Source organism: Candidatus Effluviviaceae Genus V sp. (genome assembly GCA_014728125.1).
In the GTDB taxonomy this organism is placed as follows: Bacteria; Joyebacterota; Joyebacteria; order Joyebacterales; family Joyebacteraceae; genus WJMD01.
In genome coordinates, this window is sequence record WJMD01000072.1 from 1 (window position 1) to 16,100 (window position 16,100).

The 16,100-nt window shown below is 66.6% G+C and carries 16 protein-coding genes; 15 read left to right on the forward strand and 1 reads right to left on the reverse strand.

Annotation, left to right across the window (positions count from 1 at the left end):
- The first annotated feature begins 564 nt into the window (after window positions 1-564).
- The 10 genes from GF405_04025 to GF405_04070 all read left to right on the forward strand — a co-directional run bounded on the left by GF405_04025 (window position 565) and on the right by GF405_04070 (window position 8,735).
- Complete coding sequence (locus GF405_04025; GenBank protein ID MBD3367333.1) at window positions 565-1,395, forward strand: hypothetical protein; 831 nt, start codon at window positions 565-567, stop codon at window positions 1,393-1,395.
- 101 nt (window positions 1,396-1,496) lie between these two features.
- Window positions 1,497-3,035, forward strand: a complete 1,539-nt coding sequence (locus tag GF405_04030; GenBank protein ID MBD3367334.1) for an aminotransferase class III-fold pyridoxal phosphate-dependent enzyme — start codon at window positions 1,497-1,499, stop codon at window positions 3,033-3,035.
- Window positions 3,036-3,279: 244 nt separating this feature from the next.
- Entirely contained in the window at window positions 3,280-4,443 is a 1,164-nt protein-coding gene (locus tag GF405_04035; protein ID MBD3367335.1) for an aminotransferase class I/II-fold pyridoxal phosphate-dependent enzyme, read from the forward strand.
- A gap of 44 nt (window positions 4,444-4,487) precedes the next feature.
- On the forward strand, window positions 4,488-4,856 hold the full coding sequence (folB, locus tag GF405_04040; GenBank protein MBD3367336.1) for a dihydroneopterin aldolase: 369 nt from the start codon (window positions 4,488-4,490) through the stop codon (window positions 4,854-4,856).
- Window positions 4,857-4,919: 63 nt separating this feature from the next.
- A complete protein-coding gene (gene folK / locus GF405_04045; GenBank protein MBD3367337.1) occupies window positions 4,920-5,435 on the forward strand; it encodes a 2-amino-4-hydroxy-6-hydroxymethyldihydropteridine diphosphokinase in 516 nt (171 codons plus the stop codon).
- 13 nt (window positions 5,436-5,448) lie between these two features.
- Complete coding sequence (locus GF405_04050; protein MBD3367338.1) at window positions 5,449-6,093, forward strand: AAA family ATPase; 645 nt, start codon at window positions 5,449-5,451, stop codon at window positions 6,091-6,093.
- 8 nt (window positions 6,094-6,101) lie between these two features.
- Window positions 6,102-6,911, forward strand: coding sequence for a 3-methyl-2-oxobutanoate hydroxymethyltransferase (panB, locus tag GF405_04055; GenBank protein MBD3367339.1), 810 nt, complete (start codon window positions 6,102-6,104; stop codon window positions 6,909-6,911).
- 1 nt (window position 6,912) lies between these two features.
- Complete coding sequence (locus GF405_04060) at window positions 6,913-7,770, forward strand: pantoate--beta-alanine ligase (GenBank protein MBD3367340.1); 858 nt, start codon at window positions 6,913-6,915, stop codon at window positions 7,768-7,770.
- A gap of 54 nt (window positions 7,771-7,824) precedes the next feature.
- Entirely contained in the window at window positions 7,825-8,304 is a 480-nt protein-coding gene (locus tag GF405_04065) for an HIT domain-containing protein (GenBank protein MBD3367341.1), read from the forward strand.
- Window positions 8,305-8,309: 5 nt separating this feature from the next.
- On the forward strand, window positions 8,310-8,735 hold the full coding sequence (locus GF405_04070; protein ID MBD3367342.1) for a hypothetical protein: 426 nt from the start codon (window positions 8,310-8,312) through the stop codon (window positions 8,733-8,735).
- A gap of 99 nt (window positions 8,736-8,834) precedes the next feature.
- Here GF405_04070 and GF405_04075 read toward each other — a convergent pair whose 3' ends face one another.
- Complete coding sequence (locus GF405_04075) at window positions 8,835-10,661, reverse strand: hypothetical protein (GenBank protein MBD3367343.1); 1,827 nt, start codon at window positions 10,659-10,661, stop codon at window positions 8,835-8,837.
- Window positions 10,662-10,941: 280 nt separating this feature from the next.
- Here GF405_04075 and fusA point away from each other — a divergent pair, with 280 nt between their 5' ends.
- The 5 genes from fusA (at window position 10,942) to ruvB (ending at window position 16,016) form a co-directional block, all read left to right on the forward strand.
- The gene (gene fusA, locus GF405_04080) at window positions 10,942-13,026 is read left to right on the forward strand and encodes an elongation factor G (protein MBD3367344.1); all 2,085 of its coding nucleotides are present in this window, start codon (window positions 10,942-10,944) and stop codon (window positions 13,024-13,026) included.
- Between the two features lie 50 nt (window positions 13,027-13,076).
- Window positions 13,077-13,835, forward strand: a complete 759-nt coding sequence (locus tag GF405_04085; GenBank protein MBD3367345.1) for a YebC/PmpR family DNA-binding transcriptional regulator — start codon at window positions 13,077-13,079, stop codon at window positions 13,833-13,835.
- A gap of 25 nt (window positions 13,836-13,860) precedes the next feature.
- Window positions 13,861-14,337: a crossover junction endodeoxyribonuclease RuvC gene (gene ruvC / locus GF405_04090; protein ID MBD3367346.1), complete on the forward strand. Its 477-nt coding sequence runs from the start codon at window positions 13,861-13,863 to the stop codon at window positions 14,335-14,337.
- Window positions 14,298-14,927: a Holliday junction branch migration protein RuvA gene (ruvA, locus tag GF405_04095; protein ID MBD3367347.1), complete on the forward strand. Its 630-nt coding sequence runs from the start codon at window positions 14,298-14,300 to the stop codon at window positions 14,925-14,927. Before ruvC ends, ruvA begins: the two co-directional genes overlap by 40 nt.
- Before the next feature lie 66 nt (window positions 14,928-14,993).
- On the forward strand, window positions 14,994-16,016 hold the full coding sequence (gene ruvB / locus GF405_04100; GenBank protein ID MBD3367348.1) for a Holliday junction branch migration DNA helicase RuvB: 1,023 nt from the start codon (window positions 14,994-14,996) through the stop codon (window positions 16,014-16,016).
- Window positions 16,017-16,100: the final 84 nt, after the last annotated feature.

Consider the following 16,100-nt stretch of genomic DNA (forward strand, 5'->3'; position numbering starts at 1 on the left):
AAGGTCGACGTCATCGTGATGCCCGGGAACGACGATGACTGGGAGATCGATGACGTCATCAAGTCGTTCGGCGACCGAGGGATCAGGTGGCCTCTTGACGGCGTGGTCGATGTCCTGGGCGCCCCGACCATCAGCCTCGACTACGTCAACCCGACGCCCTGGGAGACGCCCCGCGAGGACGGCGAGAAGGGGATGGCGAAGCGCATCGAGAAGCTGGTCAGACAGCTCGACGACCCGTCGAAGGCCATCTTCAACCTGCACGCGCCGCCGCACGGGACGATGCTGGACCTCGCGCCGGAGCTCGACGCGAACAAGAAGCCGGTGACCGTCGCCGGGCAGGTCAACTTCGTGCACGTCGGCAGCAAGGCCGTCAGAAGCGCGATCGAGAAGTACCAGCCGATGATCGGGCTCCACGGGCACATCCACGAGTCGTACGGACACGACAAGCTGGGAGAGACCCCCGTGGTCAACCCGGGGTCCGAGTACGGCGAGGGCATTCTCCGCGGCTACCTCATCGAGATCGAGGACGGCCGCGTCGGCAGCCACTGGAAGGTCGAGGGGTAGATGACGCCGGAAACCTCACATCCGATACCGTTCATCCCCGAAGGCGCCGAGCTGACGCCTGACGTCCTCGAGGAGCAGGAGCGGCGTCTTAGCCAGATCCTGGATGAGCTCGTGGCGAAGGCCGACGAGCACGGCGCCACCATCCGCGTGCTCGGGGCGCTGGCGTTCCGGATCAAGTGCCCGGATTACAAGTGGATGGAGTACGAGAACGAGCGCGTTCTCACCGACATCGACTTCATGGCCTACATGAAGGAGATCGACCGTGTCCAGGACACGTTCTTCGACCTCGGATGGGAGGAGAACCAGAACGTCCTACGGCTCTTCGGGGACAAGCGGCGCATCTTCTACCATCCGACCGAGCCCGTGCACACCGACATCTTCATCGACAAGCTCAGGTTCTGTCACGAGATTGACTTCCGCGGCCGGCTGGAGCTCGATTCCCCCACCATCACTCTGGCCGATCTGCTGCTCGAGAAGCTCCAGATCGTAGAGATCAACCGGAAGGACCTCATCGACGTCATGATGCTGCTCCGCCAGCACGCGGTCTCAGAGACCGAGGGCGACAATGCCGCCGTCGACGGCGCGTACATCGCGCGGCTGATGGGCGGCGACTGGGGTTTCTGGCGGACCGCCACCATGAACATCGAGAAGGTCGAGCGGTTCGCCGATGAGTACCTGGGCATCGACGAGGCCGCGCCGGTCAAGAAGCGGCTCGCGGTGCTCTCGCGTCTCATCGACGACCAGCCGAAGAGCATGGCGTGGAAGCTCCGGTCGAAGATCGGCGACCGCGTCACGTGGTACCGCGAGGTCGAAGAGGTCGAACGCGACTAGCCTGCGGCGTGCGGGACGGGCGCCCGCCGCGCGGGCGTCTCTTCACTCCACGCGTCCCGCCGCCGACAACTCACGCATATCATCCTCGAGAGGGAGGTTCCATGAACACGCAGTCGACGGAGCGCCCGGAGCGCTCCGAACGTATGGATTTCGAGTACTCGCTCATCGACGTGCTGGCGCTCGAACCGGAGCAGTTCCCGGAGCGGAGCGCCCCCACGCTCGAGCGGGTTCTCGAGGTCATCGGGATCGTCATCGACGACAAGACGAGCAGGGAGCATCTGGCGGGAGAGGCCGGAGGCGTCGTGGACGGGACAAGCGGCCCGCGCGATCCGCTGAGCGTGCCGGACGCCGTTCGTCTGGCGGCGCTGCTCGGCGAGCGTCTCGACGCTGACCAGTCGGCCCTCGCGGCCCAGCTCCTCTTCGAGTCCGAGCTGTCGACGGGTGAGGTCATCGACCTCCACAAGCAGTACAAGATCCCGGTGTCGCATCTGGAGGACGACCTCCTGCCCGTCAGAGGGGACGGCGCGACGATCTGGGACTCGTGGGGGCGCTCGTACATCGACCTCGACAGCAACTACAGCGCGACGAACCTGGGGAACTCGAACCCCGAGCTCGCGGTCGGCCTGATGAACCAGGCGAGTCTGCTGGTCTCTCAGAAGGAGGACCGCATCCAGGTTGCTCGGGCGCGCTTTCTGAAGGAGATCCACGGCATGCTGCCCGAGGGGCTCGACCGCTTCTACTGGCAGAACTCGGGCGGCGAGGCCGTCGACAAGACCTTGAAGGTCGCCAAGGCCTTCACCGCTCACAGGGGCGTCATCGCCTTCGAAGGCGGCTTCCACGGCCGCACGCACGGGGCGGTCGCCGTCACCTACAACGAGGCCTACCGGAAGCCGTTCGGTCTGGAGAACGAGGACTGGGTCCACTTCGCCGAGTTCAACAACCTCGACAGTGTCGAGAAGCTCCTGAAGGAGGGGAAGGCGAAGACCGTCATCCTCGAGCTCATCCAGGGTGAGGAAGGCGGCATGCGCCCGGCGACGCCCGAGTTCGCCGAGGGTCTCCGGAAGCTCTGCGACGACCACGGCGCCGTCATGATCGCCGACGAGGTCCAGACCGGCTTCGGCCGGGTGGCCGAGAAGCCGGGGCAGTGGTTCGCGAGCCACAGGTACGGTGTCACACCCGACATCATGGCGATCGGGAAGTCGTTCGGGGGAGGGTACCCCGTGACGGCCGTAGTCACGCACGGGAAGATCTCGGACAAGATGGTCGGAGGCTACGACGGTTCGACCTTCGGCGGGAACCCGATGGCGATGACGTCCGCGCTCATCGCGACGCGACAGATGAAGCGTCTCGACCTGACGAGGCGCACGGTCGAGCGCTCGAAGCAGTTCGCCGACGGGCTGTCGCAGATCGACTCGCCCGCCGTCAAGGGCTTCAGGACGCTCGGGCTGATGGTCGCCGTCGATCTCGATTCGGCCGATCGCGTGCCCGACATTCAGGACCGGATGAAGGCCCACGGAGCTCACTCGTCGCTCTCCACTGGGAGCACGCTCCGCTGGATGCCTCCGCTCGTAATCTCGCCTGAGGAGGTCGAGGTGGTTCTTGAGGCCTTCCGGGCGGCCCTCAGGGAGACGGGAGCGTAGTCTCTGAGCACCCGGGGCGGCGGTCGAGAGAGCCCGAGCATGGTCTCCGGGCACCGCACGGTGCGCCGAGCTGTCCTGGGACCTTCGGGAACCGGTGGGGGGCCTTTCTCCTTGACACTCCTTCGGGAGCGGGGCTAGCCTTCGTGCTGGCGCGGTCCGCGGGGCTTTCCGGGGACTGCGCGGGGTTGTGTCGTCCTGCCGCGCCCTCGCGGCGCGGCCGTCTGAGGTCGGGGACGGTGTTGTCATGAAGAGCTTCCGGCGCGCCAGGCGCCTCGACAGGCTTCCTCCGTATCTCTTCGTCGAGCTGGACCGGGCGAAGCGCGAGCTCAAGCAGGGCGGCGTCGACCTGGTCGATCTCGGCATCGGTGACCCGGACTGCCCGACCTTCCCGGAGATCGTCGACGCCCTTCGCGAGGCGTGCGCCGACCCGTCTACCCACGTCTATCCCTCGCAGCGGGGGGAGCTCGAGCTGCGCCGGGCGGTCGCCGCGTGGTTCGAGGAGCGCTACGGCGTCGCGCTCGACCCAGAGCGCGAGGTCCTCGCGCTCATCGGAACGAAGGAGGGGCTGGGTCACCTGCCGCTCGCCCTGCTCGATCCGGGCGACACGTGTCTGGTACCCGATCCCGCGTATCCGGTCTATCAGTCGGCGGCCTTCCTGGCGGGGGCCGACGTCGTCCACATGCCCCTCGACCCGGAGCTCGGCTTCAGACCGGACCTCGACTGTCAGCCCAGACCGGTGCTCGACGAGGCGAAGCTCCTCACCGTCAACTTCCCGAACAACCCGACCGGTGCCGCGGCCGATCCGGAGTTCTTCCAGCTTCTCGTCAACCGGGCCGAGGAGCACGGGTTCGTCGCCGTCAACGACGGCGCCTACTCGGAGCTCGTGTTCGACGGGCCGCGCATCTCGCTGCTCCAGGCCGACGGGGGGCGCGAGGTCGGCGTCGAGTTTCACTCCTTCTCGAAGACCTTCAACATGACGGGCTGGCGCATCGGCTTCGCCCTGGGGAACCCGGACGTCCTGGACGCGCTCGCGACCGTCAAGAACAACGTTGATTCCGGCGCCTTCACGGCCATTCAGAGAGCGGCCATGGCGGCGCTGTCGCTCCCGCAGGAGCGCATCGACGAGCAGATCGAGCTCTACAGGCGCAGGCGGGACGCGCTCGTCGACGGCCTCTGGGAGGCCGGCTGGCAGGTGCACAGACCGCACGCCAGCTTCTACGTCTGGGCGCACGTCCCGACGGACGAGGACTCGGCGACGTTCTCCAGGAGGCTTCTGAACGAGGCCCACGTCGTCACGACGCCCGGCTCGGGCTTCGGTCCGTCGGGTGAGGGATACGTCCGCATGGCGCTGACCGCCACGGAGGAGCGTATCGCTGAGGCCGTTGCGAGGATCCGGCGAATCCTGTAGTTTGTAGGCGCTGTGGGGCTGCCTGTATCAACGGAGAGCGGAGGATGGACATGGCTGAGTACCGCGTATCGCTTGAGAACATCCGTCTCTACGGCTACCACGGGGCGACGCCGTCCGAGCGTGAGCTCGGCCAGCGCTTCGAGGTCGACGTCGAGATCTCGGCCGATCTGTCGGGCGCGGTGGCCGAGGACTCGATGAAGAAGACCGTCAACTACGAGAAGGTCTACCGGCTGGTCGAGAGCGAGGTCGTCGGTCAGAAGTACCATCTGCTCGAGACCATGGCCGACAAGATCGCGCGCGACGTTCTGGAGCAGTTCGGGGCCCTGAAGGTGACCGTGCGCGTCAGGAAGCCCAGTGTGCCGATAGCCGGGACCATCGACCACGTCGAGGTCGAGGTGACGCACACCAGCTAGCCCGACCGCGGGTCGCACGTCACGGCGCGACGGGCGGACGCGACCGCTCGAGGGGGTGATCTTCTGGCAAGGGCCTGGATCGGCGTGGGCTCCAATCTCGGCGACCGGCTCGGGGCGTTCCGACGCGCGCTGGCCTACGTCTCCGAGCTCGAGGAGACCGAGCTCATCGCCGTGTCGTCGCTCTACGACACCGAGCCCGTGGGCGTGGGAGAGCAGCCCCGCTATCTGAACGCCGTGGCGGAGATCGAGACGGCGCTCGAACCGCGGGCGCTCATGCGTGCGCTCCTCGCCATCGAGGACCGCTGCGGCCGCGTTCGGAGGGAGCCGAAGGGTCCCCGGACCATGGACCTTGACCTTCTCGTCTACGAGGATGTCGAGCTCGACACCGAGGAACTCGTGCTGCCGCACCCGGGGCTCCTCGAGCGCGCTTTCGCACTCGTACCCCTGGCCGAGCTCGCGGGGCACATGATCGTGCCGGGGACCGAGCTCAGCGTCAGGGACCATCTCGACCACCTGGGCGACATCGCCTCGGAGATCCGGCGCATCGGCACGCCGCCGCGCGTCGGTGAACCGGCCTAGACCAGGAGAGAGCGTGCCCGCGAAGAACTACGTGGCCATCGAGGGCGTCATCGGGGTGGGGAAGACCACCCTCGCCCGGCTTCTCGCCGAGAAGTGGAAGGCGCATCTCAAACTCGAGGTCGTCGAGGAGAACCCGTTCCTCGCTCAGTTCTATGCGGACATGCGGGGCTACGCGTTCCAGACGCAGCTCTTCTTCCTGCTCTCGCGGCACCGCCAGCAGCTCGAGATGAAGCAGTCCGACATGTTCATGGAGCGCGTGGTCGCCGACTACCTGTTCGCGAAGGACCGCATCTTCGCGAACATCACGCTCGACGACAACGAGCTGGCTCTCTACAAGCGTCTCGCCGACCTCCTGGAGCGGGACGTCCCCAAGCCGGACATCGTGGTCTACCTTCAGGCGTCGGACGACGTCCTGATGGAGCGGATCCGGAAGCGCGGGAGGGACTTCGAGCGCGACATCTCGCGCGAGTACATCGAGACGCTGAACGAGGCCTACAACTACTTCTTCTTCCACTACACGAGCACGCCGCTGATCGTCGTCAACACGAACGACATCGACTTCGTGAAGAGCTCCGCCGACTTCGAGGAGCTGGCGAAGGAGATCGAGGAGCACGACACCGGCACCGCGTACTACGTTCCCATCGGCACGAGATCCTGAGGACACCCATGGAGCGGAAGAAGCGCACGGCCCCCGGCATTGCTGCGATGAAGGGCTCGGGGCGGAAGGTCGCGGTGCTCACGGCGTACGACGCCGTCACCGCCCGGCTCGTTGACGATGCCGGCGTCGATGCCATCCTCGTCGGCGACTCTGCGGCGATGGTCGTCCTGGGCTACGACACGACCCTGCCGGTCACGCTCGACGAGATGGTCATGCTCACGGCGGCCGTCTCGCGCGCCAGACCCGCGGCCCTCGTCATCGGCGACCTGCCGTTCATGTCGTATCAGGCCTCGGTCGCGGACGCCGTCCGGAGTGCCGGCCGTCTGGTCAAGGAGGGCGGCGCCGGAGCCGTCAAGCTCGAGGGCGGACGGAAGGTCGTGGAGAAGGTGCGGGCCATCATCGAGGCCGGCATCCCGGTCATGGGGCACGTCGGACTGACGCCTCAGTCGATCAACGAGTTCGGCGGCTACCGCATCCAGGGGACGTCGGACGAGGCGCGGGAGCGGCTTCTCTCAGACGCCGCGGCTCTCGACGAGGCCGGGTGCTTCTCGATCGTCCTCGAGGCCGTGCCGAGCCCGGTCGGCAGGGCGATCACCGAAGCCGTGAGCATCCCCACCGTCGGTATCGGCGCCGGACCCGACTGTGACGGGCAAGTGCTCGTCGTCAACGACATCATCGGCTACACGGCGGGCGGTCCGAAGCCCCGGTTCGCCCGTGCGTACGGGGACGCCGAACAGGTCGTCAGAGAGGCGGCGCGTTCGTTCGTCGAGGACGTGCGGTCGGGGAGCTACCCGTCGGACGAGGAGACGTACGACTGATATGGAGCTCGTGTCGGAAGTCGCCACGATGGAACGGCGCGCACGCGAGCTTTCCCGGAAGGGACGGCTCTCGCTCGTGCCGACGATGGGAGCGCTCCACGAGGGGCACCTCTCGCTCGTGCGGCTGGCGGCGTCGAGGTCCGACGCGACCGTGGTGAGCGTCTTCGTCAACCCGACGCAGTTCGGTCCGGGCGAGGACTTCGAACGCTACCCCCGGGACCTCGAACGCGACGCCGAGCTGGCGAAGGCGGCCGGCGCGGACATCCTGTTCGCACCCTCGGCCGAGGAGATGTACCCGGAGGGGTTCTCGACGGTCGTTCACGTGAAGGACCTGACCGACCGGCTCTGCGGCTCCTATCGACCGGGTCACTTCGACGGCGTCACGACCGTCGTCGCGAAGCTCTTCGGCATCGTGCGTCCGGATCTGGCGGTCTTCGGCCAGAAGGACGGTCAGCAGGTCGCCGTGATCGAGCGCATGGCGGCAGACCTGAACCTCGGCGTTGAGATCGTGCGGGGGGCGATCGTCCGGGAGGACGACGGCGTCGCACTGAGCTCGAGAAACCGCTACCTGTCGGACGAGGAACGCGCCCGCGCCCGGGTGCTCTCGGCCGCTCTGGCGGCCGCCCGTGACCGCTACGAGGGCGGGGAGCGGAGCGCCGAGGCGGTCGTCTCCGAGGTCAGGAGGACCATAGAGAAGGAGCCAGCCGTCCGCCTGCAGTACGTGGAGGCCGTCGATGCGAAGACGCTGGTGCCCGTTCGGACGCTCAACGACGGCGTCATGGTAACCGCGGCGGTCTACGTCGGGGACACGCGGCTCATCGACAACGTCATTCTCGGTGAGGCCGCCGAGATCGGCTGACCGCAGGCAGCGGCCGGGACGACACGACGCGACCGGAGGGAGAGGCGACGCGGCATGGACAGGATCTGGGCCCCCTGGAGGATGGAGTACCTCATGTCCGAGAAGACCGACGGCTGCATCTTCTGCGACAAGCCTGGCGAGAACGACGACGAGGCCCGGCTCATCCTCCACCGTTCGGAGCACTCGTTCGTCATCATGAACGCCTATCCCTACAACAACGGACACGTTATGGTCGCTCCGTTCCGTCACGTCGGGTCGTTCTCCGAACTGACGCGTGATGAGCGGATCGACCTGATGGACGAGGTCGCTCTGGCGGAGTCGCTGCTCGAACAGGCCTTCTCTCCGCAGGGGATGAACGTCGGGGTCAACCTCGGGGCGTGCGCGGGGGCCGGTGTCGTCGGACACCTCCACGTTCACATCGTTCCCCGGTGGTCCGGGGACACGAACTTCATGCCCGTGCTCGGAGAGACGCGCGTCATCCCGGAGCTCCTGAAGCAGACCTACGCGAAGCTCCTCGCAGAACTCGAACGGTAGCCTCGATGGCAAGGAAGCGGAGAAAGAAGCGCAGCCCGGCGTCGAAGCTCTACACGACCGGCATCCTCGTGCTTATGGCGGCGGTCGTCTTCGTCGGACTCACCCTGGCCGGACTCTTCGAGCCGGAGCCGACCAAAGCGGGGCCGCAGACCGTGCTTGTGTTGAACGGGTGCGGCCTGTCGGGCGTCGGGGAGAGGACGGCGCGCCTCCTTCGCGGCATGGGCTACGACGTGGTCGATTACCGGAACGCGGAGAGCTTCGACTACGATGAGACGTTCGTCGTCGACAGGACGGGCGACTTCGACTCGGCGGTCGGGCTCGCCCGGAACCTCGATGTCGTGCAGGTCATCCAACAGGTTCCGCGGACGCCGCTCGTCGACCTCGTGGTCGTCGTAGGGAAGGACTGCGACCGTTTCCTCGAGAGAGGCTGATTCCGTTCGGACATCATGGTCGGGCACGCGACCGCGAAAGAGAAGGGCCGCGGGATGATGCTCCCGCGGCCCTTGTGTGTCGTCGCTGTATGACGCCGGCTAGAAGTAGAGGTCGCGGAAGTCCTCGATGTCGGCGTCGTCGCGGAGTCCCTCGAGCCAGGACGCGAACAGGTCCATGCGCTCCATCTGCATGAGCTGCTGGCGGAGCTGGTCCTTCTGCTCCTCGAAAGTCTGCTGGTCGGCGGCCGTCCTGCTCTCAAGGCGAAGCACGTAGTAGCGTGTGGGGTCCTGGACCTCGATGACGCCGCTCGTCTCCCCGGTGCGGAGGCCGAAGGACGTGCCGACGAAGGCGTTCCGCTGTCCGACGCCGGGCACCGCGTCGCGGCGCGTGAACGGCCCCGCCTTTCGGGTGTCCAGGCCGTGGAGCGCCGCAGCCTCCTCGAGTGTGTTGCCGGACCTGACCGCCGTCGCCACGTCCTCCGCGATGGCTCGTGCCCGCTCGGCCATGCGCTCTCTCGTCAGGTCGCGGACCGCGGGATGCTGAGCGCCGCGCTCGGCGACGTCCTCGGCCAGCTCGTCGTACGACGGGACGCGGCTGGAGAGCTTCTCCCGGACCTCGAAGACGTAGTAGGCGTCGGGTGTCACGTACGGACCGAGGACCGTATCCTCGTCCGAGTCGAACGCCATCTTGACGGCCGGTCTGAGGGTTCCGATGCCGGGGATGAAGCGGCCGTCGGCGAACGGATCGGTCGTCCGGACCTCGTAGTCCATCTCGGTCGCTGCCTCGATGAGCCCGTCGTCGGCCGCCAGCTCGGAGAACTCGGAGACCGCCTGCTCGACCGCCACAAGTGTCTCTTCGCTCGGCGCGACCTCCAGGAGGATGTGCCGGGCCTTGACCATCTCCTCGCCGTTCTCGGTCTTCGTGTCCTCGAGGTAGACGATGTGGTAGCCGAACTGGGTCTCGAACGGGTCGCTGACCTCGCCTTCCTCCATGCCGAAGACGACCTCGTCGAACTCCGGCACCATCTGACCTCTGCCGAACCACCCGAGGTCGCCGCCCTCGGCGCGGCTCGGACCGTCGGAGTAGATGCTCGCGAGCTCGGCGAACTCCTCGCCCTGACGGACCGATTCGGCCAGGTCTGTCAGACGGTTCCGGACGTCGGCCTCGTCCTCCTCGGTCGGCTCGCGCGAGAACTCGACGTAGTCGAGCACGACGCGCTCGGGGATTTCGTAGTCGCGACGGTTGGCCTCGAAGTACGCCCTGGCCTCGTCCTCGGTGGGGACGATGTCCTCTCGCTCGACCGTGCGGGGGTCCGAGACGACGTAGGTGACGGTCGCAGTCGCGTTCTGGGCGACCCACTCCTGCCAGAGCTCGGCCTCGGTCACGAACGCGCCGGCCTGGATCTCCTGGGTCAGGATCTGCTGCTTCAGCGTGTTCCTGTACATCTCCGCGATGCCTTCCCAGCGCTCCGGGTTCAGCTGGATCTCGCGGTGATAGAGGTCGAAGCTGAAGTTGCCCTGCTCGTCCTGGAAGGCAGGGGATTCGTAGGCGAACTGGGGAGGCTGGTTCCACAGCGTGTCGAAGACATGCTGGTCCGGGACGTCGATGCCGAGCCGCTCGATTTCCTGTTCGATGAGCACCTCGTTCACGAGCTGGTTCCACGTCTCGTTCCGGATGACCTCCGCGGTCTGCTCGTCGACCTCAGAGCCCGTTCGCTGAGCGTAGGTCTGGAGGTTCTGCCGGTACGCCTCGTTGAACTGACGGTACTCTATCGGGACGCTCTCGACCCGACCGATCAGACCGCGTTCCGGACCCTTCTGAGACCGCTGGATCCCGCGGCCCCAGGCGGCGAAGATGAAGCCGACGAAGGCCACCATGACGATCCAGAGAAAGGCCTTTGTGTTCGAACGAAGTGCCGCAAGCATCCCGGTAAAGCCTCCATGTTGTTTGAGCTCTCGAAGCGGTCAGCCGGCCCCACAGGTGGGGGCCATAGTCAAACTGCAAACGTACCACGGCATCGGGGGTCACGCAAGCGGAATGTCCCCGTTTCCTGTTGACGAAGGGCCCTATGCTTGGTATGTTCTAGCGTTTGTTACCGACACGCGCGGCCGCCGACCGTGGCCGCGCCGCGCGGATCGGTGCCCGACGGGATATCAGACCATACGAACAGCCTGAGAAGGTCCGAAGACGCTGGAAGGAAGGCATATGAAGTCACCTGCTCCCGAGAAGATCAGAAACGTCGCCCTGGTATCGCACGGCGGTGCGGGGAAGACGTCTGTAGCCGACGCCCTGTTGTATGCCGGAGGAGCCGTTTCCAGGCTCGGGAAGGTGGATGACGGTTCGTCGACCCTCGACTACTCCGAGGAGGAGAAGAAGCGGCAGATCACGCTGAGCCTGGGGCTCGGTCACTACACACGGAACGGGGTCAAGGTCAACGTGCTCGACTGTCCCGGGTACGCCGATTTCTACGGCGACGTTCGGGCGGGCCTCCGCGTCGCCGATGCGGCCGTGCTGCTCGTCGCGGCGCCTTCCGGCGTCGAGGTCGGGACCGAGCTCGTCTGGCAGTTCCTCGAGAGCGACTCGAAGCCTCGCATCATGTGCGTGAGCAAGATGGACAAGGAGCACGCCGACTTCCAGAAGGCCATCGACGACTGCTCCGAGGCGCTCGGAGGCCGGTTCGTGCCGATGGCCCTGCCGATCGGCGCCGCCGATTCCTTCAAGGGCGTCGTCGACCTCATCTCCGGCACGGCCTGGGTGGCCGACGGCTCCGGCAAGGTCACGAAGGGCGACGTGCCGGACGACATGGCCGACCAGGTCGAGGAGCTCAGGGGGCAGCTCATCGAGGCGGCCGCAGAGGCGAACGAGGAACTGATGGAGAAGTTCTTCGCGGACGAGGAACTCACGCCGGAGGAGATCCTGAACGGACTCAAGCAGGGCGTTCTGGCGACATCGATCGTTCCCGTTGTTCCGGTGGTAGGTCCGGGCATGGCCGGCATCGAGCAGCTGATGAGCCTCATCGAGGGCGTGCTGCCGTCGCCGACCGACGTGGGCGCGACGAAGGGCTTGAGGCCCGGCTCCGAGGAGGACGAGGTCGAGGTCCAGCCGTCCGCGGACGGACCGTTCACCGGTCTCGTCTTCAAGACGGTAGCCGAGCAGCACGTGGGCGAGCTCTCCTGCTTCCGCGTCTACTCCGGCTCGGTCTCCTCGGGCGACGATGTGACAAACGCCTCGCAGGACGCCGGTGAGCGTATGGGAACCGTCTACGCCATGAACGGACGAGAGCGTGAGGAGATGGAGTCGGTCTCCGCCGGCGACATAGGCGCCGTCGTCAAGCTCAAGCAGACCTCGACCGGCGACACGCTCTGTGCCAAGTCGAACCCGGTCGTGCTGCCGCCCATCGAGTTCCCGAAGCCGGTGCTCGCCGTTGCGGTCTCGGGCAAGTCGAAGGGCGACGAGGAGAAGGTCTCCAGGGGGCTTCAGTCGCTTCACGAGGAGGACCCGACGTTCACGGTGCAGTACGATCCGGTCATCAAACAGACCATCATCTCGGGTCTCGGCGACCTTCACCTCGACGTGATGGTCGACAAGCTCAAGCAGAAGTTCGGCGTCGACGTCGAGCTGCACAAGCCGAAGATCCCGTACCGCGAGACGGTGAAGGGAACCGCGCAGGCCGAGGGCAAGTACAAGAAGCAGTCCGGTGGACGCGGGCAGTTCGGCGTCGCATGGCTCAGGGTCGAGCCGAACGAGCGAGGCGAGGGGCTCGAGTTCCTCGACGAGATCGTCGGCGGGGCCATCCCGTCCAAGTTCATCCCGGCCGTCGAGAAGGGCGTGCGGGAGAGGATGGACCGCGGCATCCTGGCCGGCTACCCTGTCGTGGACGTCAAGGTCGCCGTGTACGACGGCAAGGTCCACCCGGTCGATTCGTCCGAGATGGCCTTCAAAATGGCCGGTTCGATCGGCTTCCGGCTGGCCGCCAACGACGCGAAGCCCGTGATGCTCGAGCCGGTCTACCTCATCACGGTCCGCGTCCCCGACGAGTACCTCGGCGATGTCATGAGCGACGTCTCGTCGCGCAGGGGCCGCATCAAGGAAACGGCGCAGGAGGGACGGTCGCAGGTCGTGCGCGCATTCGTCCCGCTCGCCGAGCTCTACAAGTACTCGACGCACCTTCGTTCGATCACACAGGGGAGGGGCTTCTACGAGCAGGAGTTCTCCCATTACGAGGAGGTCCCCGGCGACGTGCAGGCGAAGCTCGTGGCCGAGGCTGAGCAGGAGGCCGAGGAGGAGTAGTCCTCCGGTGACGACATCCGTTCGTGAGGCCTTCTGGCGAGGGGGTGCCCATGTCAGGACACTCGAAGTGGCACAGCATTAAGCACAAGAAGGCGGCCGCCGACGCGAAGCGCGGGAAGATCTTCAACCGCCACGCGAAGCTCGTCGAGGTGGCTGCGCGGCAGGGCGGCGGCGACCCGGAGAAGAACCCGAGGCTCCGGACCGAGATCCAGGCGGCGCGCGACGCCAACATGCCGAACGACAAGATCGAGCGCGCGATCATGAAGGGCACCGGTCAGATCGAGGGCGTCCAGTACGAGGAGGTCATGTACGAGGCGTACGGACCCGAGGGCGTCGCGCTCATGATCGACACGCTGACCGACAACAAGAACCGGACCGTCGGCGAGATCAGGCATCTCCTGACCAAGCACGGCGGGAACCTCGGCGAGAGCGGCAGCGTCGCGTGGAACTTCACGCAGAAGGGCGTCATCCACGTTCCCGTCGAGGGGAACGACGAGGACAAGGTTCTCGAGACCGTCATCGAGGCCGGGGCCGAGGACTTCTCGACGGAGGGTGACGTCTTCGAGGTCACGACGGACCCGAAGGACTTCATGCAGGTCCGCGAGGCGCTCGACGGGGCGGGCATTCCCGTCCGGAGCGGACAGATCACGAGAGTGCCCGGCTCGACCGTCAAGCTCGAGTCGGAGGACCTTGCCCGCAAGGTCCTGAAGCTTATGGACGTCCTGGACGATCACGACGACGTCCAGAACGTCTCCGCGAACTTCGACATTCCTGAAGGGGTGATGGAGGCTCTCGGGGACGAGGTGTAGTCGCGTGGCCGACCGCGTCATCGTGATGGGTATCGACCCCGGGAGCATCGTGACCGGCTTCGGCGTCGTCGAGATCGGCGACGGCGGAACCCGTCCCGTGACCCATGGCTTCGTGGCCACCTCTTCGAGAAAGCCGCTCGGCGAACGGCTCGTCGCCATTCACGCCGAGATCTCACAACAGATAGCGAAGCACAGGCCGGACGAGATCGCCGTGGAGAGCGTGTTCCACGCGAAGAACGTCCGGTCCGCGCTGATGCTCGGACACGCCCGCGGCGTCGCCATTCTGGCGGCGGCCCAGGCGGGGGTCCCGGTCTTCGAGTACGCTCCCAGAGAGGTGAAGCTGTCGGTCGTGGGGCACGGCAACGCGTCGAAGGCCCAGGTCGCCTCGATGGTGTCCCGGCTCCTGTCGATCGAGATCGACGGGATGCGCGAGGACGAGTCGGACGCGATCGCGGTGGCCGTCTGCCACGTACACAAGAGAGAGGGAGCCTGCAGAAAGTGATCGCCGAGCTCGAAGGCAAGCTGCTCAGGAGAACGCCGGCCGGCGTCGTCGTCGGCGTGGGCGGGGTCGGGTTCAGTCTGCTCGTACCGCTGTCGACCTACAAGGAGCTGGGAACCGCGGGGTCGGAGGTCCACCTCTATACGCACCTGCACGTCAAGGAGGACGCTCTCGAGCTCTTCGGTTTCGCCACCGAGTCCGAGCTGACCATGTTCCGGGCTCTCATCTCGGTCTCGGGTATCGGCCCCAAGCTCGGGCTCGCCGTGCTGTCCGGGCTCTCGCCTGACGTGTTCCAGCGGGCGGTCGTGGAGGAGGACCTGGGGCTTTTGACGAGCGTCTCAGGGATCGGGAAGAAGACGGCACAGAGGATGATCGTCGAGCTCAAGGACAAGCTGTCGGGGCTCGATGTCGCGTCCATCGGAGAGACCGGACCCGTCGAGGAGACGGGCGACGCCGTGCTCGCGCTCATGTCGCTCGGCGTCAAGCGCGAGAAGGCGCGCGACGCCGTCCTGGCCGTGCAGAGGGAGTGCGGGGCCGACCTGGAAGTCGAGGAGATCATCAAGAGGGCCCTCCGGCGGGGCGGCGGACGATAGCGTGACCGTTCGAGACCGCCGGCCGCCCGCGGGTGGCTGAATAAGGACATCGCAGGGAGCGTGACGATGACCCCCGCCGACAGGCTGACAGCGCCGGGTGTCGCGACGGACGACGCGACCTACGACCGCAGGCTGCGTCCGACGAACTTCAGCGAGTTCGTCGGGCAGGACACGCTGAAGGCGAACCTCTCGGTCTTCATCGAGGCGGCCCTGAAGCGGGAGGAGCCGCTGGACCACTGTCTGTTCTACGGACCTCCCGGCCTGGGGAAGACCACGCTCGCGCACATCATCGCCACGGAGATGGGCACCGAGCTCATCTCGACCTCGGGACCGGTCATCGAGCGTCCTTACGACCTCACCGGCATTCTCACGAACCTGAAGCGCGGCGACGTCCTCTTCATCGACGAGATCCACCGGCTCCAGCACGTCGTCGAGGAGTACCTCTATCCGGCCATGGAGCAGTTCTCGGTCGACATCGTGCTCGACAAGGGTCCGTCGGCCAGAAGCGTCCGGTTGAACCTCGAGCACTTCACGCTGGTCGGCGCGACGACGCGGGCGGGGCTTCTGACCTCGCCTCTGAGGTCGCGCTTCGGCGTGGCCCAGCGCCTCAATTACTACAACCCCGAGGAGCTCTCCCGCATCGTGGAGCGCTCGGCGCGCATCCTGGAGGTCCCGATCGACGACGAGGGCGCGCTCGAGCTCGCGCGCCGCTCGCGCGGGACCCCGAGGATCGCGAACCGGCTCCTGAGGCGCGTCCGCGACTTCGCCGAGGTCATGAGCGACGGCCGCATCACGGCCGAGGTCGCGCACGAGTCGCTCCTTCGTCTGGAGGTCGACGAGCGCGGGCTGGATGAGATGGACCGGCGCATCATGGAGGCCGTGATCCACCGGTTCGACGGCGGGCCCGTCGGTGTGAAGAGCCTCGCCGTCGCCGTCGGTGAGGAGGCCGAGACGCTCGAGGAGATCTACGAGCCGTTCCTCATTCAGGAGGGCCTCCTCAAGCGGACATCGCGCGGCCGCGAGGCCACGGCGCGCGCCTACGAGTACTTCGGCGAGGGTGCGAAGGGGGAGCAGGAGAAGCTGCTCTAGCCTCGTGGCCTGCCGCCCGCGCCCCGCAGGCCGGGACGCGAAAGGGGCTCGCCGCCTGCGGCGGCTCGGTCACGACGGCCTGCC

Excerpts from the sequence above, each read along its gene's own strand:
- GF405_04025 (MBD3367333.1), top strand. The coding sequence starts at position 565 with ATGACGCCGGAAACCTCACATCCGATACCGTTCATCCCCGAAGGCGCC.
- GF405_04030 (MBD3367334.1), top strand. The coding sequence starts at position 1,497 with ATGAACACGCAGTCGACGGAGCGCCCGGAGCGCTCCGAACGTATGGAT.
- GF405_04035 (MBD3367335.1), top strand. The coding sequence starts at position 3,280 with ATGAAGAGCTTCCGGCGCGCCAGGCGCCTCGACAGGCTTCCTCCGTAT.
- folB (MBD3367336.1), top strand. The coding sequence starts at position 4,488 with ATGGACATGGCTGAGTACCGCGTATCGCTTGAGAACATCCGTCTCTAC.
- panB (MBD3367339.1), top strand. The coding sequence starts at position 6,102 with ATGGAGCGGAAGAAGCGCACGGCCCCCGGCATTGCTGCGATGAAGGGC.
- GF405_04060 (MBD3367340.1), top strand. The coding sequence starts at position 6,913 with ATGGAGCTCGTGTCGGAAGTCGCCACGATGGAACGGCGCGCACGCGAG.
- GF405_04065 (MBD3367341.1), top strand. The coding sequence starts at position 7,825 with ATGGACAGGATCTGGGCCCCCTGGAGGATGGAGTACCTCATGTCCGAG.
- GF405_04070 (MBD3367342.1), top strand. The coding sequence starts at position 8,310 with ATGGCAAGGAAGCGGAGAAAGAAGCGCAGCCCGGCGTCGAAGCTCTAC.
- GF405_04075 (MBD3367343.1), bottom strand. The coding sequence starts at position 10,661 with ATGCTTGCGGCACTTCGTTCGAACACAAAGGCCTTTCTCTGGATCGTC.
- fusA (MBD3367344.1), top strand. The coding sequence starts at position 10,942 with ATGAAGTCACCTGCTCCCGAGAAGATCAGAAACGTCGCCCTGGTATCG.
- GF405_04085 (MBD3367345.1), top strand. The coding sequence starts at position 13,077 with ATGTCAGGACACTCGAAGTGGCACAGCATTAAGCACAAGAAGGCGGCC.
- ruvC (MBD3367346.1), top strand. The coding sequence starts at position 13,861 with ATGGGTATCGACCCCGGGAGCATCGTGACCGGCTTCGGCGTCGTCGAG.
- ruvB (MBD3367348.1), top strand. The coding sequence starts at position 14,994 with ATGACCCCCGCCGACAGGCTGACAGCGCCGGGTGTCGCGACGGACGAC.